Here is a 24,289-nt window from a genome sequence, read left to right as displayed (position 1 = left end):
GCCGGTGGACCGGCGCAGTCTTCCGCCACGACAATGGACTCACGGTCACCGCCGACGCAGTGATCACGAACTAGGAGAGCAGGGACAGGACATGTCCGAAGTCACCATCAATGCCGACGACGTCCGTAGCGCGCTGAGCGAATTCGCCGCGTCCTACGAGCCCGGCACCGCAGAACGAACCGAGGTCGGCCGCGTCAGCAGCGCCTCCGACGGCATCGCCCGCGTCGAGGGCCTGCCCTCGGTCATGGCCAACGAGCTGCTGCGCTTCGAGAACGGCGTGCTCGGCCTCGCGCAGAACCTCGACACCCGCGACATCGGCGTCGTGATCCTCGGCGACTTCCGCGGCATCGAGGAGGGCCAGGAGGTCCAGCGCACCGGGGAGGTCCTCTCCGTGCCCGTGGGTGACGCCTACCTCGGCCGCGTGGTCGACCCGCTGGGCATGCCCATCGACGACCTCGGCCCCATCGAGGCCGAGGGCCGCCGCGCCCTGGAGCTGCAGGCCCCCGGCGTGACCATGCGCAAGTCGGTGCACGAGCCGCTGCAGACCGGCATCAAGGCCATCGACGCCATGATCCCGATCGGGCGCGGCCAGCGCCAGCTGCTCATCGGCGACCGCCAGACCGGCAAGACCGCGATCGCCGTGGACGCCATCCTCAACCAGCGCGCCAACTGGGAGTCCGGGGACGTCAACCGGCAGGTGCGCTGCATCTACGTGGCGGTCGGGCAGAAGGCCTCGACCATCGCCGGCGTGCGCCAGACCCTGGAGGACAACGGGGCCCTGGAGTACACCACGATCGTCGCCGCCCCGGCCTCCGAGGCGGCGGGCATCAAGTACCTCGCCCCCTACTCCGGCTCGGCCATCGGCCAGCACTGGATGTACGGCGGCAAGCACGTCCTCATCGTCTTCGACGACCTGTCCAAGCAGGCCGAGGCCTACCGTGCGGTGTCGCTGCTGCTGCGCCGCCCGCCGGGACGCGAGGCCTACCCCGGCGACGTGTTCTACCTGCACTCCCGCCTGCTCGAGCGCTGCGCCAAGCTCTCCGACGAGCTGGGCGCCGGCTCGATGACCGGTCTGCCGATGATCGAGACGAAGGCCAACGACGTCTCGGCCTTCATCCCGACCAACGTCATCTCCATCACCGACGGCCAGATCTTCCTGCAGTCGGACCTGTTCAACGCCAACCAGCGCCCGGCCGTGGACGTGGGCATCTCGGTGTCCCGCGTCGGCGGCGCCGCGCAGGTGAAGGCGATGAAGAAGGTCTCCGGCACGCTGAAGCTGGAGCTGGCCTCCTACCGGTCGATGCAGGCCTTCGCGATGTTCGCGTCCGACCTCGACCCGGCCTCGCGCCAGCAGCTGACCCGCGGCGCCCGCCTGATGGAGCTGCTGAAGCAGAAGCAGTACACCCCGTACCCGGTCGAGGACCAGGTCGTGTCGATCTGGGCCGGCACCAACGGCCACCTCGACGAGGTCGAGGTCGCCGACGTGCTGGACTTCGAGCAGGCGCTGCTGGACCACGTCCGCCGCACCACCAACGTCATGGACTCCATCGTGGGGACCGGCAAGCTCGAGGACGACGCGGTCGCCGCCCTCGAGACCGCCGTGGCCGAGGTCAAGCGGGACTTCCGGGGCACCAAGCACGGCATCGAGCCGGGCCACGAGGAGCACCAGGCCATCGACGCCTCCAAGGTCGACCAGGAACGGATCGTCAGGAAGTAACCGGTCGGTCCGGTGCGCCGCCGCGGCCGCGCACCGGACACGGTGACGAAAGGAAGTCACATGGGAGCGCAGATTCGGGTCTACCGGAACAAGATCGCGTCGACCAAGTCCATGAAGAAGATCTTCAAGGCCATGGAGATGATCGCGACCTCGCGCATCAACAAGTCCCGACAGGGTCTGCTCGCGGCGCGTCCGTACGCGAACGCGCTGACCCGGGCGGTCTCACAGGTCGCCACCCAGCACAACGTCTCCCATGTCCTCACCACGCGGCCGGACGAGGTGCGCCGGGCCGCCGTGGTGATCATGACCTCGGACCGCGGCCTGGCCGGGTCCTACTCGTCCAACGTGCTCAAGGAGGCCGAGGGCCTGCTCGAGCTGCTGCACGGGGAGGGCACGGAGACCAAGGTCTACCTGATCGGCCGCAAGGCCCAGGCCTACTTCGACTTCCGCAGCCGCCCGTACGAGCGCAACTGGACGGGCGACACCGACAACGCCCGCCCGGAGCGGGCCCGGGAGCTGCGCGAGGTGCTCGTCGAGGACCTGCAGACCGCGTACGAGGACGGCGGGGTGGACGAGATCCACCTGGTCTACACGTCGTTCCAGTCGATGGTCACCCAGGAGCCCCGGGTGCTGCGCCTGCTGCCGCTGGAGGTCGTGGACGCCAACGCCCTGACCGACGAGGTCGCCCGGGAGTTCGACGAGCTGGAGGAGCCGGACAGCACCTTCGAGTTCGAGCCGAACCCGGAGGAGTTCCTCGACGCGGTGCTGCCGCGCTACATCGACGCCCGCCTGTACGCGAGCCTCTCGCACGCGGCCACGAGCGAGCTCGCGGCCCGGCAGAAGGCCATGAAGGCCGCCGGCGACAACGCCGACGAGCTGATCAAGAAGTACACGCGCCTGATGAACAACGCCCGCCAGGCCGAGATCACCACCGAGCTCACCGAGATCGTGAGCGGCGCCGAAGCCCTGTGACGGGCCGACCGGCGATCCAGCAACTGACCACCACGAACAAGTGAAGTGAGAGAAATGACTGCCACCATCAGCGAACAGGCCGGGCAGCCGGTCTCGGGCGGCGCCACGGGCCGCATCGCCCGGGTCATCGGGCCGGTCGTCGACGTCGAGTTCCCGGAGCACGCCGTTCCGGAGATCTACAACGCGCTGACCGCCCAGTACGAGCTCAACGGCGAGACGCGCACGATCACGTTCGAGACCGCCCAGCACCTGGGTGAGAACATGGTCCGGGCGATCTCCCTGCAGCAGACCGACGGCCTGGTGCGCGGCACCCAGGTCCGGGACTCCGGCGGGCCGATCTCCGTGCCCGTGGGCGACGTGGTCAAGGGCCACATCTTCAACGTGCTGGGCGACGCCCTCGACGTCGAGACCTCCTCCCTGGAGATCACCGAGCGCTGGCCGATCCACCGCAAGGCCCCGTCCTTCGCGGAGCTCGAGGGCTCCACGGAGATGATGGAGACCGGCATCAAGTCCATCGACCTCCTCACCCCCTACATCAAGGGCGGGAAGATCGGCCTGTTCGGCGGCGCCGGCGTGGGCAAGACCGTGCTCATCCAGGAGATGATCACCCGTGTGGCCCGCAACTTCGGCGGCACCTCGGTCTTCGCCGGCGTGGGCGAGCGCACCCGTGAGGGCAACGACCTCTGGGTCGAGATGGAGGAGGCGGGCGTCCTCAAGGACACCGCGCTCGTGTTCGGCCAGATGGACGAGCCGCCGGGAACGCGTCTGCGCGTGGCCCTGACCGGGCTCACGATGGCGGAGTACTTCCGCGACGTGCAGAACCAGGACGTGCTGCTGTTCGTGGACAACATCTTCCGCTTCACCCAGGCCGGTTCGGAGGTGTCCACCCTGCTGGGCCGCATCCCCTCCGCCGTGGGCTACCAGCCGACGCTGGCGGACGAGATGGGCGTGCTGCAGGAGCGCATCACCTCCACCCGCGGCCACTCGATCACCTCGATGCAGGCGATCTACGTGCCCGCCGACGACTACACCGACCCGGCCCCGGCCACGACGTTCGCCCACCTGGACGCGACCACGGAGCTCTCCCGCGACATCGCCTCCCGCGGTCTGTACCCGGCGATCGACCCGCTGACCTCGACCTCCCGCATCCTCGACCCGCAGATCGTGGGCCAGGAGCACTACGACGTCGCGATCCGCGTCCGGTCGATCCTGCAGGAGAACAAGGAGCTGCAGGACATCATCGCGATCCTCGGCGTCGAGGAGCTCTCCGAGGAGCAGAAGGTCGTCGTCGCCCGCGCCCGCCGGATCGAGCAGTTCCTCTCCCAGAACACCTACACCGCCAAGCAGTTCACCGGCGTGGAGGGCTCCACGGTCCCGCTCGCGGAGACCATCGAGGCGTTCGGGAAGATCACCGAGGGCGAGTTCGACCACGTCCCGGAGCAGGCGTTCTACAACGTCGGCGGTCTGGACGACGTCATGCAGCGGTGGGACGAGATCAAGACCCGGACCGGCGGCAAGTAGCCATGGCCGAGATGATCGTCGAAATCGTCTCCCTCGAGCGCTCCGAGTGGACCGGGACGGCCCGGATGGTGCGCGTGCGCACCTCCGAGGGCGACATCGGCATCCTGCCCGGGCACGAGGCCGTGGCCGGCCTGCTCCGGCCCGGTGACTTCGCGCTCGACCCGGTCGACGGCGCGCGCGTCGAGGGCACCATCGACTCCGGGTTCGTGTTCGTCGACAACGACCGCGTCACGATCGTGGCGGACAACGTGGAGCTCGGCGCCGCCTGATCCGCCCGGGCGCGGGGCCGCCGCCCCGCCCACCAGCACGCACAGTCGCGGCCTCCGTACCACCGGTGCGGAGGCCCCGGCCCTACCCGGGGCCCGGCGGGCGCCGGGCCGAGACCGCCCCAGGAGAGTGGATGGAAGAGAAGATCGTCGTGCACGGACCGACCGCGGTCGAGGGGACGCTGCGCGTCTCCGGGGCGAAGAACAGCGTCCTGAAGCTGATGGCCGCGGCGCTGCTGGCCGAGGGCGAGTCCACGATCACCAACGTGCCCGAGATCCACGACGTGACCATCATGGCGGAGCTGCTGCGCCGCCTGGGCTGCGCGGTGGCCTACGACCGGGTGGAGAAGGCCGTGCGGATCGACGTCCCGGCCGTGCTGCACCACCAGGCGGACTACGACCTGGTCCGGGCCATGCGCGCGTCCATCTCCGTGCTGGGCCCGCTGGTCGCCCGCTGCCGGGTGGCCGAGGTGGCCCTGCCCGGCGGGGACGCGATCGGCGCCCGCGGCCTGGACATGCACCGGGCGGGGCTGGAGGCGATGGGGGCGGTGCTGCAGATCGAGCGCGGCTACCTGGTGGCCTCCGTCCCGCAGGCCCTGCGCGGGACGCCGTTCCGGCTGGACTACCCGTCCGTGGGGGCCACCGAGAACCTCATGATGGCCGCGACGCTGGCCGAGGGCACCACCGTGATCGACAACGCGGCGCGGGAGCCGGAGATCGTCGACATCGGCCGGATGCTGCAGGGCATGGGCGCCCGGATCGAGGGCCTGGGCACGAGCACCGTGACGGTGACCGGCGTGGCCTCCCTGCGCCCGGTCGAGCACCGGACGGTGCCGGACCGCATCGTCGCCGGCACCTGGGCCTTCGCCGCCGCCGTGACCGGGGGGACCGTGCGGATCGAGGGCGCGGAGCCGGGCCACCTGGCCGTGGTGCTGGACAAGCTGCGCGCGGCCGGGTGCCGGGTGGACACCCACGACGGCGCCCTGGTGGTGGCCGGGCCGCAGCGGCCCCGGGCGATCAACGTCTCCACCCTGCCGTACCCCGGCTTCCCCACCGACCTGCAGCCCTTCGTGGTCGCGCTCAACGCGGTCGCCGAGGGCTCGGGCATGGTCACCGAGAACGTCTTCGAGGCCCGCTGGGGCTTCACCGCGGAGCTGGAGCGGCTGGGGGCCAGCGTGCGCCTCGACGGCCACCACGCCCTCGTGGCCGGGATGCCCGTGCTCTCCGGGGCGCCCGTGGAGGCGAAGGACATCCGGGCGGGCGCGGCCCTGGTGATCGCCGGGATGGCCGCGGTGGGCACCACCGACGTGCACGGCGTGGAGCACGTGGACCGCGGCTACGAGCACTTCGTGGAGCAGCTGGCGGCGGCCGGGGCCGCCGTCGAGCGGCACCTGGCCGGCGCCGCGTACTGAGCCGCCGGCCGGCAACGGAGGAGCCCCGCACCCGGGACGGGTGCGGGGCTCCTGCTCAGCCGGTGCGAGCGGAACGGATCAGATGACCGTGACGCCGGTGGCCTGCGGGCCCTTCTGGCCCTGGCCGATCTCGAACTCGACGCGCTGGTTCTCCTCGAGGGTGCGGAAGCCGCCCGACTGGATCTCGGAGTAGTGGACGAAGACGTCCGAGTCGGAGTCGTCGGGGGTGATGAAGCCGAAGCCCTTCTCGGCGTTGAACCACTTGACGGTGCCCTGGGCCATGAAATCTCTCCTTGCGAGATGGTGCGAAACGTGTGCACAGGTCGTGCACGGGAGGGCGGTAGGACGAGATGAGCCGAGGACCGTCGTGCCGGCCCCGCGGGGCCGGAGCTCAGGATCCGGGTCGAACGTCACGCTCGCTTACCCGTTCTGCGAGCATGCAAAACATGGAACGAAGAACACGTTCAGCTTCACACATCCCCCGGGGGCGGTCAACGTTGTTCGCCTGCTGATCATCCGCGCCGCCCGGGTGTTCGCTCACCGCGTGACGCGGCGCCCGGCTCAAAACAGCCGTGCGTCGCTGTCGTCCACGCCGCGCATGCCGTCGTAGTCCAGGGTCAGGCACACGATGCCCCGGTCCTCGGCCAGCACCCGCGCCTGCGGCCTGATCAGCTGCGCGGCGTACACCCCGCGCACGGGCGCCAGCAGGGGGTCCCGGTTGAGCAGCTCCAGGTAGCGGGTGAGCTGCTCCACGCCGTCGATGTCCCCGCGGCGCTTGAGCTCCACCGCCACGGTCGCCCCCGCCGCGTCGCGGGCGAGGATGTCCACGGGCCCGATCGCGGTCGGGTACTCCCGCCGCACGAGCGTGTGCCCGGCCCCCAGCAGGTGGATCTGCTCGGCGAGCAGGCGCTGCAGGTCGGCCTCGACCCCGTCCTTCACCAGGCCGGGGTCCACGCCCAGCTCGTGCGAGACGTCCTCGTGGATCTCGAAGAGCTGGATGACCAGGCGGTCGTCGCTCTTGGCCGCCTGCACCGTCCACGTCTGCACGACGCCCTCGGCGGCGAGCTCCGCCCCGGGCTCGCCGACGTGCAGCCGGGCCGGGGGGCTCATCCAGTTCAGGGGCTTGTAGCTGCCGCCGTCCGAGTGCACGAGCACGGAGCCGTCCGCCTTCACGAGGAGCAGGCGGCGGGCGGCGGGCAGATGGGCGCGCAGGCGCCCTTCGTAGTCGACGGAGCAATCGGCAATGACGAGACGCACGGGGACCAGCCTAACCAACCGCGGGGGCGCCCCGCGCCGGGGGCCGTGTGAGAGGATGTCGCCGTGCCCCGCTCGAACCACTCCTCGCGAGGCCGCCGGGCCGGCGGCCCGGCCGCCCGCGCCAGCAAGTGGCAGCGCGCCGCGGCGCGGGAGCCCTGGTCGGTGGAGCGGGTCCTGGAGCCGGCGCCCGCGGTGGAGCGCGCCCCCGACGGCGACTGGACGGTCCGCCACGTGCGTCCCGCCAACGCCGTGAAGACCTACGTCTGCCCCGGGTGCGGCCGGTCCATCCCCCCGGGGATCGCCCACCTCGTCGTCTGGCAGCAGGACTCCCTGCTGGGGGCGCGCAGCGCCTTCGAGGACCGGCGGCACTGGCACGAGCGCTGCTGGCGCACCCGCCGCTGAGCCCCGACCGGCCGAGCGCCGGCCACGGGCCTTCAGCGGTCGTCCTGGCGGGGGACGAAGACCTCCCGCACGAGGATGAGCGCCGCCGCGGCCGTGGGGATGGCGATGAGCGCGCCGAGCACGCCCCACAGCGCCCCGCCGGCCGCCACGGCGATGACCGCGATGGCCCCCGGCACGGCCACGGCCCGGCGCATGATCCGCGGCGAGACGAAGTAGGCCTCCACCTGCAGGTAGGCGAAGTAGCCGATCGCGTACGGCACGGCCGTTCCCCAGCCCGCGGTCACGGCCACGAGCGAGACGAGGACCCCGGCCAGCACCCCGCCCACCAGGGGCACGAAGGCGAGCAGCGCCACGACCAGGGACAGCAGCGCCGCGAACGGCACCCCGGTGAGCAGCATGAGGGCCAGGGCCACCGCGGCGTTGAGCAGGGCCACGCACGCCTGGCCCACCACGTAGTTGCCGACCCCGCGCAGCATCCGGTCGCCGAGCTCCTGGACCCGGCCGCGGCGGGAGGCCGGGGCCAGGCGGTAGGCCCACTGCGTCATCAGCGGCAGGGACGCCAGGAAGTAGAGCGTCAGGGCGAGCACGATGAGGGTCCCCGCCACGGCGTTGAGCACCACCGAGCCCAGGCCCAGCACCCCGCCGAACAGCCCGCCCAGCAGGTCGCTGTCGGCCCCGATCCGCCCGCCCAGGCCCTGCAGCCACTGCTCGGTGGAGTCGCGGATCCGGAACCGGGCGTCCAGCTCCGCGAAGCTGCGCGAGGCGAGGAGCCCGTCGACGAGCCGGGGGACCCGCTCCGCGAGCTGGGCGGCCTCGGCCACGATCCGCGGGACCACGAGGGCGATCAGCGCGGCCAGCGCCCCGGCCAGGCCCAGCACCACGAGCGCCACCGCCCCCGGGCGCGGCACCGACCGCGCCTCGAGCCACCGCACGAGGGGCTCGAGCCCGAGGGCGAGGAACGTGGCCGTGACGACCCAGCCGACCAGCGGCCCGACGTTGGCCAGCACCCACCAGCAGAGCAGCGCCAGGCCGACCCCGACCGCCAGCAGGAACCCGGTCTGCACGGGACGCGGCAGCCCCGGCGGCTGCGGCGGCCGCGACGGGCGCTCCTCGCGCTCGGGCGGCACCTCGAAGCGGCGGCGCGGCCGCGCCCCGGGCAGGGGGCGCAGGAAGCGGTCGACGGCCGCGGCGCGGCGCGCGCGGACCGGCTCCGGGCGGGGCGGCCCGGTCTCCTGCGCGGGCCCGGGCTCGGGTGGCGTCATGGCTGCTCCAGTGCGGTCGGGGGCGCCGCGGGCCCGTCCGCGCGCTGGTCCGCGCACGCGGCCGGCCGGGCCCCGGTCACGCCGGAAGCGTACACCGGCCCGCGCCGGTGGCCGAGCCGCGGTCCGCCGTCGATAATCGACCGTAGACCCGCGGCGCCCGCCGCGCCGCCGTCCCGGACCCGCCCGGCCCCCACCGGCCCGGCCGGGTCCACCGCCGAGTTCCCCAGGAGACGCTTGTGAACGAGTTCCCGCACCAGCAGCCGCGCAGCGGCGCAGCACCCGCCCCGCAGCCCGAGCCCGCCCTGCCGGCCTCCGTGCGGGGGGCCGTGGACCTGGGGGCCGCCGCGTCCGCACCGGCCCCCGCGGGGCAGGCGGGGGAGGCCACCGGCGGGGGATACCGCCGCGAGGTGGGCGCGGCAGACTTCCAGGAGGTCGCCCAGCTCTCCACGCAGGTCCCGGTGGTCTTCGCCCTGTGGGCCCGCTTCAGCCAGCAGTCGGTGGCCTTCGCCGACACCCTCGAGCAGGTCGTCGACCGCTATCAGGGCCGGATGCTGCTGGCCTCCGTGGACGCCGAGGCGAACCCGGAGATCGCGCAGATGTTCCAGGCGCAGTCCGTGCCGACCGTCGTGGCCCTGCTGGGCGGGCGCCCCGTCCCGCTGTTCAACTCCACCGTCCCGGCGGAGCAGGCGGCCCAGCTCCTGGACGAGCTGCTGGGCCTGGCCGAGCAGAACGGCATCGCGGGCACCGTGGAGCCCGCGCGCACCGACGAGCCCGAGCCGCTGCCCCCGCTGCACCAGGAGGCCGCCGACGCCCTCGAGGCGGGCGACCTCGACGCCGCCGAGGCCGCCTACCGCAGGGCCATCGCCGAGAACCCGGGGGACCGGGACGCCAAGCTCGCCCTCGCCCAGGTCCACCTGCTCCAGCGGGTGCTGCCGCTGGACGCCGCCACGGTGCGCGCCGACGCCGCCGCCGCCCCGGACGACGTCGCGGCGCAGCTGGCGGTCGCCGACCTCGACGTCTCGGGCGGGCACGTCGAGGACGCGTTCCGGCGGCTGCTGGGCCTCGTGCGCCGCACCGCCGGGGAGGAGCGCGACACCGTCCGCCGGCGCCTGCTGGAGCTCTTCGACGTGGTGGGCGCCGAGGACCCCCGGGTGGTCACGGCCCGGGGCGCCCTCATGCGCGCCCTCTTCTGAGGCCGGGTCCACCACCCGGTGCCCGGCTCCGCGGCCGACGTGCGGGACCGGGCACCGCGGCCGACGCGCGGGGCGGGGCTCCGCCGTCCGGGGGAGCCCGGCCCCGCAGCGGTGCGGCGGGATCCGTCGTGCGCCGGAGGCGGCCCGGGCCCCGCCTGCCTACGCTGGTGGCATGAGCCACCAGCCGCCCCTGCACCAGGCCCCGGTCCCGTCCGCGGCACCGGACCCCTCCGCCCCGCCGCCCGCCGCGCAGCCCGCCCTGAGCGTGCGCGGCCTCGTCCGGGTCTTCGGCCGGCCGGGCACCCCGGACGCCAAGGTCGCCGTGGACCGGGTCGACCTCGACGTGCCGCGCGGTTCCTTCTACGGGCTCGTCGGCCGCAACGGCGCCGGCAAGACCACCATGCTGTCCATGGCCACCGGCCTGCTGCGCCCCACGGCGGGGGCGGTCCGGGTCGCCGGGGTGGACGTGTGGGCCGAGCCGCGGCGGGCGAAGCAGCTGATGGGCGTGCTGCCCGACGGCGTGCACCTGTTCGACCGGCTCACGGGCCGGCAGCTGGTGACCTACTCGGGGCTGCTGCGCGGGATGGACCGCGAGGTCGTGGCCGAGCGCGCCGAGGACCTCCTGCGGGCCATGGACCTGCTCGGCGACGCCGGCACCCAGGTGCAGGACTACTCCGCGGGCATGACCAAGAAGATCGCCCTGGCGGGCGCCCTCGTCCACGCCCCGAGCCTGCTCGTGCTCGACGAGCCGTTCGAGTCGGTGGACCCCGTCTCGGCGGCCAACATCCGCCAGATCCTGCACGGCTTCGTGGCCGCGGGCGGCACCGTGGTGGTCTCCAGCCACGTCATGGACCTGGTGCAGCGGATGTGCGACCACGTGGCGGTCATGGACCGCGGCCGGGTGCTCGCCGCCGGCACGGTCGACGCGGTGCGGGCGGGGGCGTCCCTCGAGGACCGGTTCGTGGAGCTCGTCGGCGGTCGCCGGGAGACCGGGGAGGAGCTCTCGTGGCTGCGCCCGGAGTGAGCCCCGGCCTCGCGCCGGCCCCGCACGGGTCCCTGCCCGGCCGCACCGGTGCGCTGCTGCCGGTCCGCCACCTCGTGGGTCTCAAGGCCAGGATCCTGCTCAACACCCTCACCCGCAGCACCTGGGTGCTCGTGGGCACCGTCGTGGGCGCGGCCTACTTCCTGTTCCTGCTGGTCACCTCCCTCGTGGGGCTGCACCTGCTCGGCCGCGAGGAGCTCTCCCTCGTGCGGACCGTGCTGGTCCTGGCCGGGGCCGCGGCGACCCTGGCCTGGTGGCTGGTGCCCGTCCTCGCCTCCCGCGCCGACGCGACCCTGGACCCCGCCCGGCTGGCCCTGTTCCCGCTGACGGTCGGCCAGGTCCAGTGGGGGCAGGCCCTCGGCGCACTCGTCGGGGTCCCCGGGGCGCTCACGGCGCTCGCGGTGGCCGGGTCGGTGCTCGCCTGGCGGTCCTCGGCGGCGGCCGTGCTCACCGCGATCGTCTGCCTGCCCCTGGCCCTCGCGCTGCTGTTCACCGGCTCCCGCTGCGTCACGGCGCTCGCGATCGGGCTGAGCCGCCGGCGCCGGCTCACCGAGCTGCTGTCGGTGCTCGCGCTCGTGGGCCTGATCTTCCTCGGGCCCCTGTTCGCGGGGGTGATGAGCGGGCTCGAGCTCGTGTGGGAGCGGCTCCCGGAGTACGCCGCGGTCGTGGCGTGGACGCCGCTGGGCGCCGTCTGGGCCCTGCCGGCCGACGTCGCCGCCGGCCGGTGGGCCGCGGCCGCCGGGCGGCTCGCCGTGGCCGTGCTGACCGTGCTCGCCCTGGTGCTGGTCTGGCGGGTCGCCCAGCAGCGCGCCCTCACCAGCACCGCCGGGGAGCGGACCGCCACGGCCGCCGGCAGCGAGGGCGCCGGTCTCCTCGACCGGCTGCCGCCCCGCCCCTGGGCCGCCGTCGCGGCCCGCTGCCTGATCTACTGGGTCCGGGACCCGCGCTACTCGGCGGGCCTGCTCGTGATCCCCGCGATCGCCGTGCTGCTGTGGCTGATCCGGGAGCCGGGCGGGGCCAACGTCCTGTTCCACGCCCTGGGGCCCATGGTGGCCGTGCTGATGGCGTACACGATCTCCGCCGACGTCTCCTCGGACAACACCGCCGTCCACCTGCACCTGCTCACGGGGCTGCGGGGCGTGCACGACCGCGCGGGGCGGGTGCTCGCGCTGCTGGTGGTCGCCGCGCCGCTGGCGGTGCTCGGGGTGCTGGTGCCCCTGGCGGCGGAGGGCCGCTGGCACCTGCTGCCGGGGCTGCTGGGCACCACGGTGCTGGCGCTGCTCGGCGGGTGCGGCCTGGCCTCGGTGATGTCGGCCCGCTACACCTATCCGGTGGCCCCGCCGGGCTCCTCCCCGCTGAAGACGCCGGAGGGGTTCACGGTGCTCAACGTGCTCGTGCAGTTCGTGGCCCTGGGCCTGATGCTCGTCCTCACGCTGCCCGCGGCCGTGCCCCTGCTCGTGCACGCGGCCGGCGGGAGCGCCGGGTGGGGCTGGGCGGCGCTGGCCGCCGGCCTGGTGCTGGGCCCGCTGCTGTGCGGGCTCGGCGTGGTCGTGGGCGGGCGCTGGTACGACCGGCGGGCCCCGGAGCTGCTGCAGGAGGTCGCCCGGTTCCGCTGAGCCGGCACCGGCTCGCACGCCCGGCCACGGCGACGGGGTAAACTGGCGCCCATGCAGCCCTTCCCCGCTCCCACCACCGGCACCCCGACCAGCGGGCCGGACGACAGCCCCTACGGCACCGATCCGGCGCAGCCGGCGGGCGGCACCACGACCATCGAGCGGGAGGAGACCCGGGAGCTCCAGGAGCCCGGTGACCACGAGCGCTTCGCGCACTACGTGCGCAAGGAGAAGATCATGGAGTCCGCCCTCTCCGGCGAGCCCGTGATCGCGCTGTGCGGCAAGGTCTGGGTGCCGGGGCGGGACCCGCAGCGGTTCCCCGTGTGCCCCACCTGCAAGGAGATCTACGAGGGCCTGCGCCCGAGCAACGACAGCGGCGACGACCAGGGCTGAGCACGGCCCTCCCGGCGAAGCGCCCGCCCCCGGCGGGCGCTTTTGCGTGGCCCGCCGCCGCGCCCTCCCCACCCGCCGCGCCCGTGCCGGGCCGCGGCACCACGAGCGAAAGGACGTCGCCCCCGTGTCCCAGGACGACCAGCTGTCCTTGTTCGGCAACGCTGCCGCCGATCTCCCCCCGGCCTATCCGGACCGCGCCGCGTGGGGGACGGCCCCCAAGCTGCGCGCCTGGCAGGCGGAGGCGCTGCAGCGCTACTTCGAGGCCCAGCCCCAGGACTTCATGGCCGTGGCGACGCCCGGGGCCGGCAAGACGACCTTCGCGCTGCGGGTGGCCAAGGAGCTCTTCGACCGCGGCACGGTCAACCGCATCACGGTGGTGACCCCCACCGACCACCTCAAGCGGCAGTGGGCGGACGCCGCCGCCCGCGTGGGGCTGGCGATCGACCCGAACTTCAAGAACGCGGACGGCTCCCACGGCCGGGACTACCTCGGCGCCGCGGTGACGTACGCGCAGGTGGCCATGAAGCCGCTGCTCCACCGCGCCCGCACCGAGGCCGGGCGCACCCTGGTGATCATGGACGAGATCCACCACGCCGGGGACTCCCTGACCTGGGGCGACGGCCTGCAGGAGGCGTTCGACCCGGCCGTGCGCCGGCTGGCGCTGACCGGCACCCCGTTCCGCTCGGACACCGCCCCGATCCCCTTCGTGCGCTACGTGGAGGACGGGGACGGCATCCGCCGCTCCAGCGCCGACTACACCTACGGCTACGGGGACGCCCTGAAGGACCACGTGGTGCGCCCGGTGATCTTCCTCGCGTACTCGGGGCAGATGCGCTGGCGCACGAGCGCGGGCGAGGAGATGGCCGCGGAGCTCGGCGAGGGGTTCACCAAGGACATCACCTCGCAGGCCTGGCGCACCGCGCTGGACCCCCAGGGGCAGTGGATCCCCTCGGTGCTGCAGGCCGCCGACCAGCGGCTCACCGAGGTGCGGCGCACCGTGCCCGACGCCGGGGCGCTGGTCATCGCGACCGACCACCAGGACGCCAAGGCCTACGCCGCGCAGCTGCGCCGGATCACCGGGGAGAACCCCACCGTGGTCCTCTCCGACGACAAGGGCGCCTCGGACCGGATCGACGACTTCTCCACCGGGGACGGCCGCTGGATGGTGGCCGTGCGCATGGTCTCGGAGGGCGTGGACGTCCCGCGCCTGGCCGTGGGCGTCTACGCGACGTCCACCTCCACCCCGCTGTTCTTCGCCCAGGCCGTCGGCCGCTTCGTGCGCGCCCGCAAGCGCGGGGAGACCGCGTCCGTGTTCCTGCCGTCCGTGCCCGCCCTGATGCAGCTGGCCAACGAGATGGAGGCCGAGCGGGACCACGCCCTCGACAAGCCGGCGGCCGCGGAGACCGGCCTGCCCGCGGACCCGATGGAGGAGGGCTGGGACGACGACCTGCTCGAGGAGGCCAACCGCGAGGAGAAGGCGTCCTCGACCCTCGCGCAGGGCCGCTTCGAGGCCATCGGCTCCGACGCGTCCTTCCACGGCGTGCTCTTCGACGGCGGAGCGTTCGGCGGCGGCGTGGCCGTGGGCTCCGAGGAGGAGGCCGACTTCCTGGGCATCCCCGGGCTGCTCGAGGCTGACCAGGTCTCGGCGCTGCTGCGGGAGCGGCAGTCCCAGCACGCCCGCCGGCGCTCGGGCACGGCCCGGGCCCCGGAGGCGCCGACGGTGCCCGACCACCGGCGGCTCAAGGAGCTGCGCTCCACGCTGTCCAAGAACGTCTCGGCCTGGGCCTCGCGCACGGGCACCCCGCACGGGATGGTGCACAACGAGCTGCGCCGGGTCTGCGGGGGCCCGCCGGTGGCGCAGGCCAACGAGGAGCAGCTGCAGGCCCGCGTGCAGAAGCTCCAGGACTGGTTCATCGGCCGCAAATGACCCCGCCCCCGCCGCGCGAGGCCGCGGCGGGGCAGCGCCGGGGCGCCGCCGGCCGCGACCGCGCGGCAGGACTCAGGGGTGGACGAGCTCCACGCCCGCGTCGGCCATCTCCTGCAGGGCGCGGGCGGTGGACGCCTCGGCGACCCCGGCGGTGAGCCCGACCAGCACCCGGGTGTCGTAGCCGGCCTCCACGGCGTCCAGGGCGGTGGCCCGCACGCAGTGGTCGGTGGCCAGGCCCACGATGTCCACGGCCTCGATCTCGTGCTCGCGCAGCCAGTCGTCGAGGCTGACGTCGGGCTCGTCGTCCACGTCCTCGTCGTCGCCCATCGGCACGTCCGCGTCCGGGGCGAGCAGGCCCTCGAAGCCGGAGTAGGCGGCGTCGTGCTCGCCCTTGCGGAACCACGCCTGGATCCAGTCGGTGTCCAGGTCCGGGTGCGAGTGCGCGCCGGTCGACTCGGCCACGCAGTGCACGGGCCAGGAGTGCACGTAGTCGGGCTCGTCGGAGAAGTGCGCCCCCGGGTCGACGTGCCAGTCCTGGGTCGCGGCGACCGCGGCGTACTCCCCGTGGTGGTTCTCGAGGTGCTCCGACACGGCGGCGGCCACCTCGGCGCCGCCGGTCACGGGGAGCGCCCCGCCCTCGCAGAAGTCGTTCTGCACGTCGACGACGATCAGTGCGGTCCTCATGGTGCTCCTTCTCTGGTCGGCCGGCTCCGGTGGGACGGGCTCGGGCCGGTGGGGTGCGGATCGGTGGGGACGGGGTTCAGACGGCGGCGTCGGGCTCGACGACGGTGGGGATCACGGGGTCGCCCTCGCTGAGCCGCCGGGCGGAGCGGGGGAGCTCGGCGATCGAGGCGGTGTGCCGGGCCCGCGCCCGCTCCACCCCGGCCGGGCCGGTCCAGCCGTCGAGCAGCTGGCCGTCGCGGACGAAGTCCTCGAGCAGGGGCCGGTCGTCGCCGTCGTCGAGCGGGGACCGGCCGATCCCGACCAGCTCGTGGGTGGCGGTGCCGCGCTCGTCGCGGCGGCGCAGCGCGTACTTGCGCCCGCCGATGGAGGCCTTGCCCACGGCGGCCTTGGCCACGGGCTGCAGCGTCCCGGAGGAGTCCTCCCGGGCCACGAGCTTGTAGACCATCGAGGAGGTCGGGGCGCCCGAGCCGGTGACCACGCGGGTGCCCACGCCGAACGCGTCGACCGGGGCGGCGTTGAGGGCGGCGATGGCGTACTCGTCGAGGTCGGAGGTCACGGTGATCCGGGTGTCCGGGTTGCCGAGCTCGTCGAGCAGGCCGCGGACCCACGAGGCCTGGGTGACGAGGTCCCCGGAGTCCAGGCGCACCCCGCCCAGCTCGGGCCCGGCGAGCCGCACGGCCGTGCGCACGGCCGCCTCCACGTCGTAGGTGTCCACGAGCAGCGTGGTGCCGCGGCCCATCGACTCCAGCTGGGCGCGGAAGGCGTCCTCCTCGCTGTCGTGCAGGAGGGTGAAGGAGTGCGCGGCCGTGCCCACGGTCCGCAGCCCGTAGCGGTGGCCGGCCTCGAGGTTGGACGTCGAGTCGAAGCCGCCGATCACCGCGGCGCGCGCCGCCGCGACGGCCGCCTCCTCGTGGGCCCGGCGCGAGCCCATCTCGATGCACGGGCGCCCCGCCGCGGCGCCGACCATGCGGGAGGCGGCCGAGGCCACGGCGCTGTCGTAGTTGAGCACGGACAGGAAGTACGTCTCCAGCACGCACGCCTCCGCGAACGTCGCCTCCACCACGAGCAGCGGCGAGGACGGGAAGTACGCCTCTCCCTCGGCGTAGCCGGAGACGGAGCCGGTGAACCGGAAGCCGGCCAGGTAGTCCAGGGTGGAGCGGTTCACCACGCCGGTGCCGGCGAGGAAGCTCAGCTGCTCGTCGTCGAAGCAGAAGCTCTCGAGGCCCTCCAGCAGGCGGCCGGTGCCGGCCACCACGCCGTAGCGGCGCCCGGCCGGCAGGCGCCGGGCGAACACCTCGAACACGCTGCGCCGGTGCGCGGTGCCCGAGTGCAGGGCCGCCTGCAGCATGGTCAGCTCGTAGTGGTCGGTCATGAGGGACGTGGGCGGCGGGGTCCACGGGTGGCTGCGCTGGTTCACGGGCACCACTCTAGCGACGCCGCCGGTGCGCCCCGCCTCCGGGACTCGCTACGATGGACGGACCATGCACTGCACCCTCCCCGCCGCCGTCCGCGCCGCGGCCACCGTGTCCCCGGAGACCGGCACCCGGACCACCGAGGAGACGTCGGTGTCCTCGGCGACCCAGCGCCCCTGGAACGTGGTCGTCTGGGACGACCCGGTCAACCTCATGAGCTACGTGACGTACGTGTTCCGCTCCTACTTCGGCTACCCGGAGGACAAGGCCCGGGCCCTGATGCTGGAGGTCCACCACCAGGGGCGCTCCGTGGTGGCCAGCGGCTCCCTGGAGGAGGCCGAGACGCACACGGCGGCCATGCACGGCTTCGGGCTGTGGGCCACCTTCGAGCAGGCGGGGGGACGCTGAGTGGCACAGGGATTCCGATCGACGCGCAAGGGCATCACCGCCCGGTTCGAGGACGCGGAGAAGGAGCTGCTGCAGAAGCTCTTCGCGGACGTGGCGCAGACCCTGGCCCCCGAGGAGCCGGCCGCGCAGGACCCGCTGGAACGGATGCTCGGGGTGTTCGCGGACGCCTCCGCCCCGGCGGACTCCGCGCTGCGGCGGCTGCTGCCCGACGCCAGCACGGACCCGGAGCGGGCCGCGGAGTTCCGCCGGTACACGGAGCGGGGGCTGCGGGAGGCCAAGATGGGCGCGCTCAAGCAGGCCGCCCTGGCCCTGGAGGCCCAGCCCGTGCGCCTGGACCCCGAGCAGGCCCAGGCCTTCGGGCAGGCGCTCAACGACGTCCGCCTGGTGCTGGCCGACCGGCTGGAGATCCGCAGCCCGGAGGACGCCGAACGGGTCGGCCGCTACGACGACTGGTCCACGATCGAGGACGTCGAGGCGTACATGTCGCTGCTGTACAACTTCGTCTCGTGGCTGCAGGAGACCCTCATGGAGGCGCTGCTGCACGAGCTGCCCCGCCCCTGACCCCGGGCTGACCGGCGGCGGAGCCGGCAGGGGCGGCCCGGCAGCAGGGATGGGTGACCGTGATCACACCGCCGCCCCCGCCGTGGGGTTTGGGACGGCGGCACGCCCGGGACTACGCTCTTGACGATATGCAGGATGACGACGCCTTCGGGCCCGGCGGCCGGGCCGCGCGCGGCCCCAATCCCGGTTCACCCATCGGCGTGTTCGACTCCGGGGTGGGCGGGCTCACCGTGGCCCGCGCCATCATCGACCAGCTCCCGCACGAGGAGATCGTCTACGTGGGCGACACCGCGCACGGGCCCTACGGGCCCCTGCCGATCGCCGAGGTGCGGGCGCACGCCCTGCGGATCATGGACGAGCTCGTCGACTCCGGGGTGAAGCTGCTGGTGATCGCCTGCAACACGGCCTCGGCCGCGGTGCTGCGCGACGCCCGGGAGCGCTACACCCGGGTCTACGGCATCCCGGTGGTCGAGGTGATCCAGCCGGCGGTGCGCCGCGCGGTGGCCTCGACCCGCAACGGCCGGATCGGCGTGATCGGCACCGAGGCCACGGTGGGCTCGCGCGCCTACGACGACACCTTCGCCGCCGCCCCGCACCTGCGGATCGACTCGGTGGCCTGCCCGGCGTTCGTCGACTACGTGGAGGCGGGGGTCACCACCGGCCCCGGTCTGCTCGCGACGGCGCAGGGCTACCTCGGCCCGCTCAAGGACGCCGGCGTGGACACCCTCGTGCTGGGCTGCACCCACTACCCGCTGCTCACCGGCGTGATCTCCTACGTCATGGGCGACACCGTCACCCTGGTCTCCAGCGCGGAGGAGACCGCCCAGGACGTCTACCGGGCGCTCGTGAGCCACGGGCTCGAGCGCGAGCCGGGGACGCCGGGCGGGACCGCCCGGCACGAGTTCCTCGCCACCGGGGACGCGGCGTCCTTCGAGGTCCTCGCCCGGCGCTTCCTGGGCCCGGAGGTGGCGCGCGTGCGGCACACCAGCTCCGTGGCGGAGCAGTTCCCCACGGGCTCGCTCGCCCGGATCACCCCGGAGATGATCGGGGGCGCCGGCTCCTCGGCTCCCTGAGCAGCCCCGCGGCCGGTGCGGCCGCCGTCCCACCGGTTCCCCTGGAAGGCCCTCGCCCATGAAACTCACCATCATCGGATGCACCGGATCCTTCGCGGGTCCGGACTCCCCGGCCTCCTGCTACCTGGTCAGCGGCGAGGACGCCGCCGGGCGGGTCTGGCGGATCCTGCTGGACATGGGCAACGGCGCCCTGGGCGTGCTCCAGCGGCACCTGGACCTGCACGACATCGACGCCGTGCTGGTCAGCCACCTCCACCCGGACCACTGCATCGACCTCGCCGGGCTGCACGTGGCCGTCAAGTGGGACCCGCGCGGCTGGGGCGGGGCCCGGATCCCGCTGTGGGGGCCCACCGGGATCCACGACTACCTCAGCGGCACCCACGGCCTGCCGCTGGACCCGGGCATGCACGGGGAGTTCGAGTTCCACTCCTGGGTGCCCGAGCAGCCCGTGCGGATCGGGCCGTTCACGGTCACGCCCTACCTGGTGGAGCACCCCATCGCCGAGCCCTACGCCCTGCGCCTGGACTACGACGGGGTGATGGGGCCCAGCACGCTGGCCTACTCCGGGGACACCGACGCCTGCGCGGGCCTCGTGCGCGCCGCGCACGACGCCGACGTGTTCCTCTGCGAGGCCGCCTACCACGAGGGCCGCGACGACGCCCTGCGCGGCATCCACCTCACCGGGCGGCGCGCCGGCGAGGCGGCCCGGGACGCGGGGGCGCGCAAGCTGCTGCTGACCCACCTGCCCGTCTGGAACTCGCCCACGCGGGCCGTGGAGGAGGCCGAGGAGGTCTTCGACGGGCCCATCGGCCTGGCCGAGCCGGCCTACACCTACCGCATCGTCCGGCACAGCAGCGGCCGCCCCGCGGCCGCCGTCGGCCCGTGAGCCCCGGCGCCGCGGAGGGGCCTCCCCGGTCCGGACCGAGGAGTAAGGTGGGGCCCATGGAAACCCCCGTCGACACGACCGCACCGGCCTCCTCGACCCCGGGGGCGACCCGGGCGGACGGCCGCTCGCCCGACGAGCTGCGGCCCATCACCATCACCCGCGGCTGGTCCCAGCAGGCGGAGGGCTCCGCGCTCGTGGAGTTCGGCAGCACCCGCGTGCTGTGCACCGCCTCCGTGACGGAGGGGGTCCCGCGCTGGCTGAAGGGGGAGGGGCGCGGCTGGGTGACCGCCGAGTACGCGATGCTCCCGCGCGCCACCTCCACCCGCTCCGCCCGGGAGTCCGTCAAGGGCAAGATCGGCGGGCGCACCCACGAGATCTCCCGGCTGATCGGCCGGTCCCTGCGCTCGGTCATCGACCTCTCCGCCCTGGGGGAGAACACCGTGGTCCTCGACTGCGACGTCCTCCAGGCCGACGGCGGGACCCGCACCGCCGCGATCACCGGCGCCTACGTGGCGCTGGCCGAGGCGGTGAGCTGGGCGCGCGCCGAGGGGCTGATCGCCCGGCGCGCCCAGCCGCTGACCGACACCGTCGCCGCCGTCTCCGTGGGGATCATCGACGGGGTGCCGATGCTCGACCTCCCCTACGTGGAGGACGTGCGCGCCGAGACCGACATGAACGTGGTGGTCACCGGCTCCGGCGACTTCGTGGAGGTGCAGGGCACCGCCGAGGGCGCCCCGTTCGACCGCGCCGAGCTCGACGCCCTGCTGGACCTGGCGCTCGCCGGCTGCGCCCAGCTGACCCAGATCCAGGTGGAGACGCTGCGGGAGGGCGACGGTGCCTGAGCACGACGGCGCCCGCGTGGTGCTCGCCACCCACAACGCCGGCAAGCTGACCGAGCTGCGGGAGATGATCGCGGCCGCGCTGCCCGGGACGGACGTGCAGCGGCTCGTGGTGGACGCCGCCGCCGCCGGGGCCCCCGACGTCGTCGAGGACGGCACCACCTTCGAGGCCAACGCCCTGCTCAAGGCCCGCTCCGCGGCCGCCGCGACCGGGCTGATCGCCGTGGCCGACGACTCCGGGCTGGCCGTGGACGTCCTGCACGGCGCCCCCGGGATCTTCTCGGCGCGGTGGTCCGGCCGGCACGGCGACGACGCCGCGAACCTGCGGCTGCTGCTCGACCAGCTCGCCGACATCCCCGACGCCCACCGCGGCGCCGAGTTCGTGTGCGCCGCGGCCCTCGTCACCCCCGGCGGGCAGGAGCACGTGGAGACCGGGACGCTGCGCGGCACCCTGCTGCGGGAGCCCGTGGGGGAGGGCGGCTTCGGCTACGACCCCGTCCTGCTGCCCGAGGGCTCCGACCGCTCCGTCGCCCAGCTCACCCGCGCGGAGAAGAACGCCGTCAGCCACCGGGGGCGGGCCATGACCGCCCTGCTCCCGCACCTCCTGGCCGCGCTCGGCGCGGACACCGGCGCCGTCCCCCACTGACGCCCGGACCGAGAAGACACCCCATGCCCTGGTCGTCGCTCCAGCACCTCCCCTTCGCCGGCGCCGTCGAGGCCGTCCTGGCCGAGGCGGGGATCAGCGTGGCGTGCAGCGACTGGGAGGTCCACGCCGGCGGCTCCGCGCACGTGGTGGTGAACGTGGGGCACATCATCTCCGTGCGGATCGCCAAGAACGCCACCGTCTGCGAGCAGGTGGAGCGGCGCACCGAGGTGCTGCGCCGGCTGCCCCGCTTCTCCTTCGCGACCCCGCGGCCGGTGACGGGCGTGGTGGCCGCCAACGGCTACACCGGCGTGGGGCTAACCTGGCTCCCCGGCGTGCCGCACCCGCCCGGGCACGGTGACCCGGCCGTGCTCCACCGGGTGCTGACCGAGCTCGCGGAGGTCGACGCCTCCGGCTTCGCCCCCTACCTGGACCGGCCCGGCCAGCACTGGGGCGGGCACCGCCGCCGGCACGTGCTCCTGGACGAGGTCATCCCGCGGCTGCTGCCCCGCAACCAGGGCGCGGCCCTGCGGTGCGTGGCCGAGCTCGCGGCGCTGCCCACCGTCACGCCCTCCCTGGTGCACGGGGACCTGATGGGGCACAACATGCTCTGGGACGGGGAGGAGCTCACCGGCATCATCGACTGGGACCACGCCTGCCTCTACGACCCCGCGCACGACGCCGCCTCCCTCGGGCTGTGGTACGGCTGGGACGCCCTGCGCGGCGCCGTGTCCGAGCCCGTCTACGAGCGGGCCCGGCTGCACGCGCGCACCTTCCCGCTGCAGGCGGTCGCGTACGCCATGCACCACGAGCTCGACACCGCCCAGGTCAACCAGGCCATCGCCCGGGCGGACGAGTGGATCGAGACCCACCTGCGCGGCGTCCACGCCTGAGCCGGGGCAGTAGGCTGTTCCGGTGCCGTTCCCCGCTTCCCCCGACACCGACCTCCGCCCACCGTTCCCCGCCGCGGCCTCCGGGCCGGGGACGACCGGCGCGGCGGCCCCGTCCTCCCTCGACTTCACCGCGATCGACTTCGAGACCGCCAACCGCTTCATCGGCTCGCCGTGCGCGGTGGGACTGGTGCGGGTCCGCGGCGGGGTGGTGGTGGAGGAGCGCTCCGCGTACATGCGGCCCCCGCGCACACGCGCGGCCTTCGACCCCGGCAACGTGCGCATCCACGGCATCACCGAGCGCACCGTCGCCGAGCACCCCGTCTTCGACGAGCTGTGGCCCCGGATCGAGGACTGGATCCTCGCCGAGGACGCCGACGAGCTGGTGGTGGCGCACAACGCGGCCTTCGACATGGGCGTGATCCGCGCGGCCTGCGCGGAGACGGGCACCCGGCACGCCCCGCTGGCGTACGCGTGCAGCCTGGCGCTGGCCCGGCGCGGCTACGACCTGCCGTCCTACGCGCTGCCGCGGGCGGCGGAGGCCGCCGGCGTCCCCCTGGAGCGCCACCACGACGCCCTCGAGGACGCCCGGGCCTGCGCCGGGATCGTGGTGGACCTCGTCCGGCGCTCCGGGGCGGGCACGGTCGGGGCGCTGCTCGCCGGCTGCGGTCTCAGCGTCCGGCGCCTGGCGCCCCGACTTCCCTGAGCCAGCGCTCGGCGGACTCGGCCACCGCGTCCCGGGCGTCCAGCGAGGCCAGCCACTCCGGGGGCAGGGCGGCGGTGCCGCGCGCGGCCCCCGTGACGGCGCCGGCGATCGATCCCGCACCGCCCGGGACGGCGCCGGCGGCCGTGCCCAGCTCCACCGCGCGGCGGAACACGGACTCCGGGTTCCCGGCCGCCGAGTCTTCGGGCTCCGCCTCGGCGCGCAGGGCCGCCCACAGCCCGGCGGCCAGGACCACGGGCGCCGTGGGCGCCGCGCCGAGGACCTCCGGGTGCCCGTCGGGCAGCGGCCCGGGATCGCCGGCGGCGCGCACGGCGTCGTCGAGCCGGGCGAGGGTCTCGGCGACCGGACGGGTGAGGTGCGCGGCGGTCTCGCGGGCGGCGGCCACGGCGGCGGCGACCGGGCGTGCCGCCCCCTCCCGGCGGGCCCGGACGGCGGCGTGGACGGTGAAGCCGTAGACCGCCGCGGCGGTCTGCGCCTCGGGGTGCCCGTGCGTCAGCGCCGCGCCGTTGATGGCCAGCGGCGCGAGGGTGCGCCACCCCACGTGGGGCAGCAGGCCGAAGGGGGCGGAGCGCAGCACGGCCGCGGCGTCCTCGGCGTCCGGCAGCAGCGGCCGCTCGACCTCGCCCATCCGCCCGCTCCGCAGGGCCTCCAGCACCGTGTCCGCCGGGTGCCGGACGGCGTGCAGGACCTCGAGCTCGTCGAGCCGGCGCGGCAGGGGCCGCGGCGCCTCCGCCGGATGGGGGACCCCCTGGGTGCGCAGCCAGCGCAGGTACGCCAGCCACAGGCAGGCGGTCTCGTCGGCGGGCTGACCGTCGTTGGCCCACTCCACGACCTCCAGGAGGGCGTCCAGCGTGTAGAGGGTCAGCTGCGTGTCGGCGGAGACCTGCAGCCGCCCGGTGCCGCCCTCGGCGCCCGGCGGCTCGGCCTCCGCGCCGGCCCGGCGGCCCGTCGCGTCCCCCAGGGCCCCGCCCAGCAGGGCGGCGCGCACGGAGTCGGCGTACTCGGGCCGGGCGGGATCGTGGCCGGCGTCGGGGCGGAGGAGGGGTCCAGGCATGCGGTCAGTGTAGTCGGGCCGGACGGCCCGTCCGCGCGGTCCCGCGGTGCGGCCCGGCGGTGCGGTCCGGGTCCGCGCCCCGGTGTCTCACCGCGCTCTCAGGTGGACTGTGCTTCCATGGCACGGGCGTCCGCCGCC

General features: G+C 74.5%; 25 protein-coding genes. 19 read left to right on the top strand and 6 right to left on the bottom strand.

Annotated features, from left to right (window positions below; genetic code table 11):
• Window positions 1–91 precede the first annotated feature (91 nt).
• From atpA to murA, 5 genes are all read left to right on the top strand, one after another.
• On the top strand, window positions 92–1,717 hold the full coding sequence (atpA, locus tag ACWCOM_RS05215) for a F0F1 ATP synthase subunit alpha (protein WP_454547673.1): 1,626 nt from the start codon (window positions 92–94) through the stop codon (window positions 1,715–1,717).
• A gap of 60 nt (window positions 1,718–1,777) precedes the next feature.
• Window positions 1,778–2,689, top strand: a complete 912-nt coding sequence (locus ACWCOM_RS05210) for a F0F1 ATP synthase subunit gamma (RefSeq protein ID WP_454547672.1) — start codon at window positions 1,778–1,780, stop codon at window positions 2,687–2,689.
• 54 nt (window positions 2,690–2,743) lie between these two features.
• The gene (atpD, locus tag ACWCOM_RS05205; protein ID WP_454547671.1) at window positions 2,744–4,210 is read left to right on the top strand and encodes a F0F1 ATP synthase subunit beta; all 1,467 of its coding nucleotides are present in this window, start codon (window positions 2,744–2,746) and stop codon (window positions 4,208–4,210) included.
• Window positions 4,211–4,212: 2 nt separating this feature from the next.
• Complete coding sequence (locus ACWCOM_RS05200; RefSeq protein WP_454547670.1) at window positions 4,213–4,479, top strand: F0F1 ATP synthase subunit epsilon; 267 nt, start codon at window positions 4,213–4,215, stop codon at window positions 4,477–4,479.
• A 131-nt stretch (window positions 4,480–4,610) separates the two neighbouring features.
• Complete coding sequence (gene murA, locus ACWCOM_RS05195) at window positions 4,611–5,888, top strand: UDP-N-acetylglucosamine 1-carboxyvinyltransferase (protein WP_454547669.1); 1,278 nt, start codon at window positions 4,611–4,613, stop codon at window positions 5,886–5,888.
• Between the two features lie 78 nt (window positions 5,889–5,966).
• On the opposite strand, the gene ACWCOM_RS05190 is transcribed toward murA, so the two are convergent.
• Window positions 5,967–6,170, bottom strand: coding sequence for a cold-shock protein (locus ACWCOM_RS05190; protein WP_058859157.1), 204 nt, complete (start codon window positions 6,168–6,170; stop codon window positions 5,967–5,969).
• Window positions 6,171–6,449: 279 nt separating this feature from the next.
• Window positions 6,450–7,145 (bottom strand): endonuclease NucS, encoded by a 696-nt coding sequence (nucS, locus tag ACWCOM_RS05185; protein ID WP_454547668.1) that lies wholly within the window; start codon window positions 7,143–7,145, stop codon window positions 6,450–6,452.
• Window positions 7,146–7,208: 63 nt separating this feature from the next.
• Here nucS and ACWCOM_RS05180 point away from each other — a divergent pair, with 63 nt between their 5' ends.
• Window positions 7,209–7,547, top strand: a complete 339-nt coding sequence (locus ACWCOM_RS05180; RefSeq protein WP_454547667.1) for an ATP/GTP-binding protein — start codon at window positions 7,209–7,211, stop codon at window positions 7,545–7,547.
• Between the two features lie 32 nt (window positions 7,548–7,579).
• Here ACWCOM_RS05180 and ACWCOM_RS05175 read toward each other — a convergent pair whose 3' ends face one another.
• Window positions 7,580–8,809, bottom strand: a complete 1,230-nt coding sequence (locus ACWCOM_RS05175; RefSeq protein ID WP_454547666.1) for an AI-2E family transporter — start codon at window positions 8,807–8,809, stop codon at window positions 7,580–7,582.
• 236 nt (window positions 8,810–9,045) lie between these two features.
• On the opposite strand from ACWCOM_RS05175, the gene ACWCOM_RS05170 reads away from it, so the two are divergent.
• The 5 genes from ACWCOM_RS05170 (at window position 9,046) to ACWCOM_RS05150 (ending at window position 14,977) form a co-directional block, all read left to right on the top strand.
• Window positions 9,046–10,002 carry a tetratricopeptide repeat protein gene (locus ACWCOM_RS05170; protein WP_454547665.1) on the top strand — a complete coding sequence of 319 codons (957 nt, stop codon included), beginning with the start codon at window positions 9,046–9,048 and terminating at the stop codon, window positions 10,000–10,002.
• A 172-nt stretch (window positions 10,003–10,174) separates the two neighbouring features.
• The gene (locus tag ACWCOM_RS05165; protein WP_454547664.1) at window positions 10,175–11,026 is read left to right on the top strand and encodes an ABC transporter ATP-binding protein; all 852 of its coding nucleotides are present in this window, start codon (window positions 10,175–10,177) and stop codon (window positions 11,024–11,026) included.
• Complete coding sequence (locus ACWCOM_RS05160; protein ID WP_454547663.1) at window positions 11,008–12,660, top strand: hypothetical protein; 1,653 nt, start codon at window positions 11,008–11,010, stop codon at window positions 12,658–12,660. Before ACWCOM_RS05165 ends, ACWCOM_RS05160 begins: the two co-directional genes overlap by 19 nt.
• A 51-nt stretch (window positions 12,661–12,711) precedes the next feature.
• Entirely contained in the window at window positions 12,712–13,050 is a 339-nt protein-coding gene (locus ACWCOM_RS05155; protein ID WP_454547662.1) for a DUF3039 domain-containing protein, read from the top strand.
• A gap of 124 nt (window positions 13,051–13,174) precedes the next feature.
• Complete coding sequence (locus ACWCOM_RS05150) at window positions 13,175–14,977, top strand: DEAD/DEAH box helicase (protein ID WP_454547661.1); 1,803 nt, start codon at window positions 13,175–13,177, stop codon at window positions 14,975–14,977.
• A gap of 72 nt (window positions 14,978–15,049) precedes the next feature.
• Here ACWCOM_RS05150 and ACWCOM_RS05145 read toward each other — a convergent pair whose 3' ends face one another.
• Window positions 15,050–15,661 carry an isochorismatase family protein gene (locus ACWCOM_RS05145; RefSeq protein WP_454547660.1) on the bottom strand — a complete coding sequence of 204 codons (612 nt, stop codon included), beginning with the start codon at window positions 15,659–15,661 and terminating at the stop codon, window positions 15,050–15,052.
• Between the two features lie 76 nt (window positions 15,662–15,737).
• Entirely contained in the window at window positions 15,738–17,087 is a 1,350-nt protein-coding gene (locus ACWCOM_RS05140; protein WP_454547659.1) for a nicotinate phosphoribosyltransferase, read from the bottom strand.
• Between the two features lie 55 nt (window positions 17,088–17,142).
• On the opposite strand from ACWCOM_RS05140, the gene clpS reads away from it, so the two are divergent.
• The 8 genes from clpS to ACWCOM_RS05100 all read left to right on the top strand — a co-directional run bounded on the left by clpS (window position 17,143) and on the right by ACWCOM_RS05100 (window position 23,079).
• Window positions 17,143–17,481 carry an ATP-dependent Clp protease adapter ClpS gene (clpS, locus tag ACWCOM_RS05135; RefSeq protein WP_454547658.1) on the top strand — a complete coding sequence of 113 codons (339 nt, stop codon included), beginning with the start codon at window positions 17,143–17,145 and terminating at the stop codon, window positions 17,479–17,481.
• Window positions 17,482–18,042: a DUF2017 domain-containing protein gene (locus ACWCOM_RS05130; protein ID WP_454547657.1), complete on the top strand. Its 561-nt coding sequence runs from the start codon at window positions 17,482–17,484 to the stop codon at window positions 18,040–18,042.
• Between the two features lie 128 nt (window positions 18,043–18,170).
• Window positions 18,171–19,115, top strand: coding sequence for a glutamate racemase (gene murI, locus ACWCOM_RS05125; RefSeq protein ID WP_454547656.1), 945 nt, complete (start codon window positions 18,171–18,173; stop codon window positions 19,113–19,115).
• Window positions 19,116–19,173: 58 nt separating this feature from the next.
• Window positions 19,174–20,001 (top strand): MBL fold metallo-hydrolase, encoded by an 828-nt coding sequence (locus tag ACWCOM_RS05120; protein WP_454547655.1) that lies wholly within the window; start codon window positions 19,174–19,176, stop codon window positions 19,999–20,001.
• Window positions 20,002–20,057: 56 nt separating this feature from the next.
• On the top strand, window positions 20,058–20,843 hold the full coding sequence (gene rph, locus ACWCOM_RS05115) for a ribonuclease PH (RefSeq protein WP_454547654.1): 786 nt from the start codon (window positions 20,058–20,060) through the stop codon (window positions 20,841–20,843).
• Window positions 20,836–21,486, top strand: a complete 651-nt coding sequence (gene rdgB / locus ACWCOM_RS05110) for an RdgB/HAM1 family non-canonical purine NTP pyrophosphatase (protein ID WP_454547653.1) — start codon at window positions 20,836–20,838, stop codon at window positions 21,484–21,486. Before rph ends, rdgB begins: the two co-directional genes overlap by 8 nt.
• 23 nt (window positions 21,487–21,509) lie before the next feature.
• Window positions 21,510–22,376 carry a phosphotransferase family protein gene (locus tag ACWCOM_RS05105; RefSeq protein ID WP_454547652.1) on the top strand — a complete coding sequence of 289 codons (867 nt, stop codon included), beginning with the start codon at window positions 21,510–21,512 and terminating at the stop codon, window positions 22,374–22,376.
• A 22-nt stretch (window positions 22,377–22,398) separates the two neighbouring features.
• Entirely contained in the window at window positions 22,399–23,079 is a 681-nt protein-coding gene (locus ACWCOM_RS05100; protein ID WP_454547651.1) for an exonuclease domain-containing protein, read from the top strand.
• Here ACWCOM_RS05100 and ACWCOM_RS05095 read toward each other — a convergent pair.
• Complete coding sequence (locus ACWCOM_RS05095) at window positions 23,045–24,151, bottom strand: ADP-ribosylglycohydrolase family protein (RefSeq protein ID WP_454547650.1); 1,107 nt, start codon at window positions 24,149–24,151, stop codon at window positions 23,045–23,047. The genes ACWCOM_RS05100 and ACWCOM_RS05095 overlap by 35 nt on opposite strands.
• Between the last annotated feature and the right edge of the window lie 138 nt (window positions 24,152–24,289).

The sequence above is a fragment of the Kocuria sp. KH4 genome, assembly GCF_053711175.1.
This window is presented reverse-complemented; position numbering and strand designations above follow the sequence as displayed.

What these genes read in the sequence shown, in the direction of transcription:
- ACWCOM_RS05210 (WP_454547672.1), top strand. Translation starts at nt 1,778, where the DNA reads ATGGGAGCGCAGATTCGGGTCTACCGGAACAAGATCGCGTCGACCAAG.
- ACWCOM_RS05175 (WP_454547666.1), bottom strand. Translation starts at nt 8,809, where the DNA reads ATGACGCCACCCGAGCCCGGGCCCGCGCAGGAGACCGGGCCGCCCCGC.
- murA (WP_454547669.1), top strand. Translation starts at nt 4,611, where the DNA reads ATGGAAGAGAAGATCGTCGTGCACGGACCGACCGCGGTCGAGGGGACG.
- ACWCOM_RS05190 (WP_058859157.1), bottom strand. Translation starts at nt 6,170, where the DNA reads ATGGCCCAGGGCACCGTCAAGTGGTTCAACGCCGAGAAGGGCTTCGGC.
- atpD (WP_454547671.1), top strand. Translation starts at nt 2,744, where the DNA reads ATGACTGCCACCATCAGCGAACAGGCCGGGCAGCCGGTCTCGGGCGGC.
- murI (WP_454547656.1), top strand. Translation starts at nt 18,171, where the DNA reads ATGCAGGATGACGACGCCTTCGGGCCCGGCGGCCGGGCCGCGCGCGGC.
- rph (WP_454547654.1), top strand. Translation starts at nt 20,058, where the DNA reads ATGGAAACCCCCGTCGACACGACCGCACCGGCCTCCTCGACCCCGGGG.
- ACWCOM_RS05120 (WP_454547655.1), top strand. Translation starts at nt 19,174, where the DNA reads ATGAAACTCACCATCATCGGATGCACCGGATCCTTCGCGGGTCCGGAC.
- ACWCOM_RS05145 (WP_454547660.1), bottom strand. Translation starts at nt 15,661, where the DNA reads ATGAGGACCGCACTGATCGTCGTCGACGTGCAGAACGACTTCTGCGAG.
- atpA (WP_454547673.1), top strand. Translation starts at nt 92, where the DNA reads ATGTCCGAAGTCACCATCAATGCCGACGACGTCCGTAGCGCGCTGAGC.
- ACWCOM_RS05165 (WP_454547664.1), top strand. Translation starts at nt 10,175, where the DNA reads ATGAGCCACCAGCCGCCCCTGCACCAGGCCCCGGTCCCGTCCGCGGCA.
- clpS (WP_454547658.1), top strand. Translation starts at nt 17,143, where the DNA reads ATGCACTGCACCCTCCCCGCCGCCGTCCGCGCCGCGGCCACCGTGTCC.
- ACWCOM_RS05095 (WP_454547650.1), bottom strand. Translation starts at nt 24,151, where the DNA reads ATGCCTGGACCCCTCCTCCGCCCCGACGCCGGCCACGATCCCGCCCGG.
- ACWCOM_RS05155 (WP_454547662.1), top strand. Translation starts at nt 12,712, where the DNA reads ATGCAGCCCTTCCCCGCTCCCACCACCGGCACCCCGACCAGCGGGCCG.
- ACWCOM_RS05105 (WP_454547652.1), top strand. Translation starts at nt 21,510, where the DNA reads ATGCCCTGGTCGTCGCTCCAGCACCTCCCCTTCGCCGGCGCCGTCGAG.
- ACWCOM_RS05200 (WP_454547670.1), top strand. Translation starts at nt 4,213, where the DNA reads ATGGCCGAGATGATCGTCGAAATCGTCTCCCTCGAGCGCTCCGAGTGG.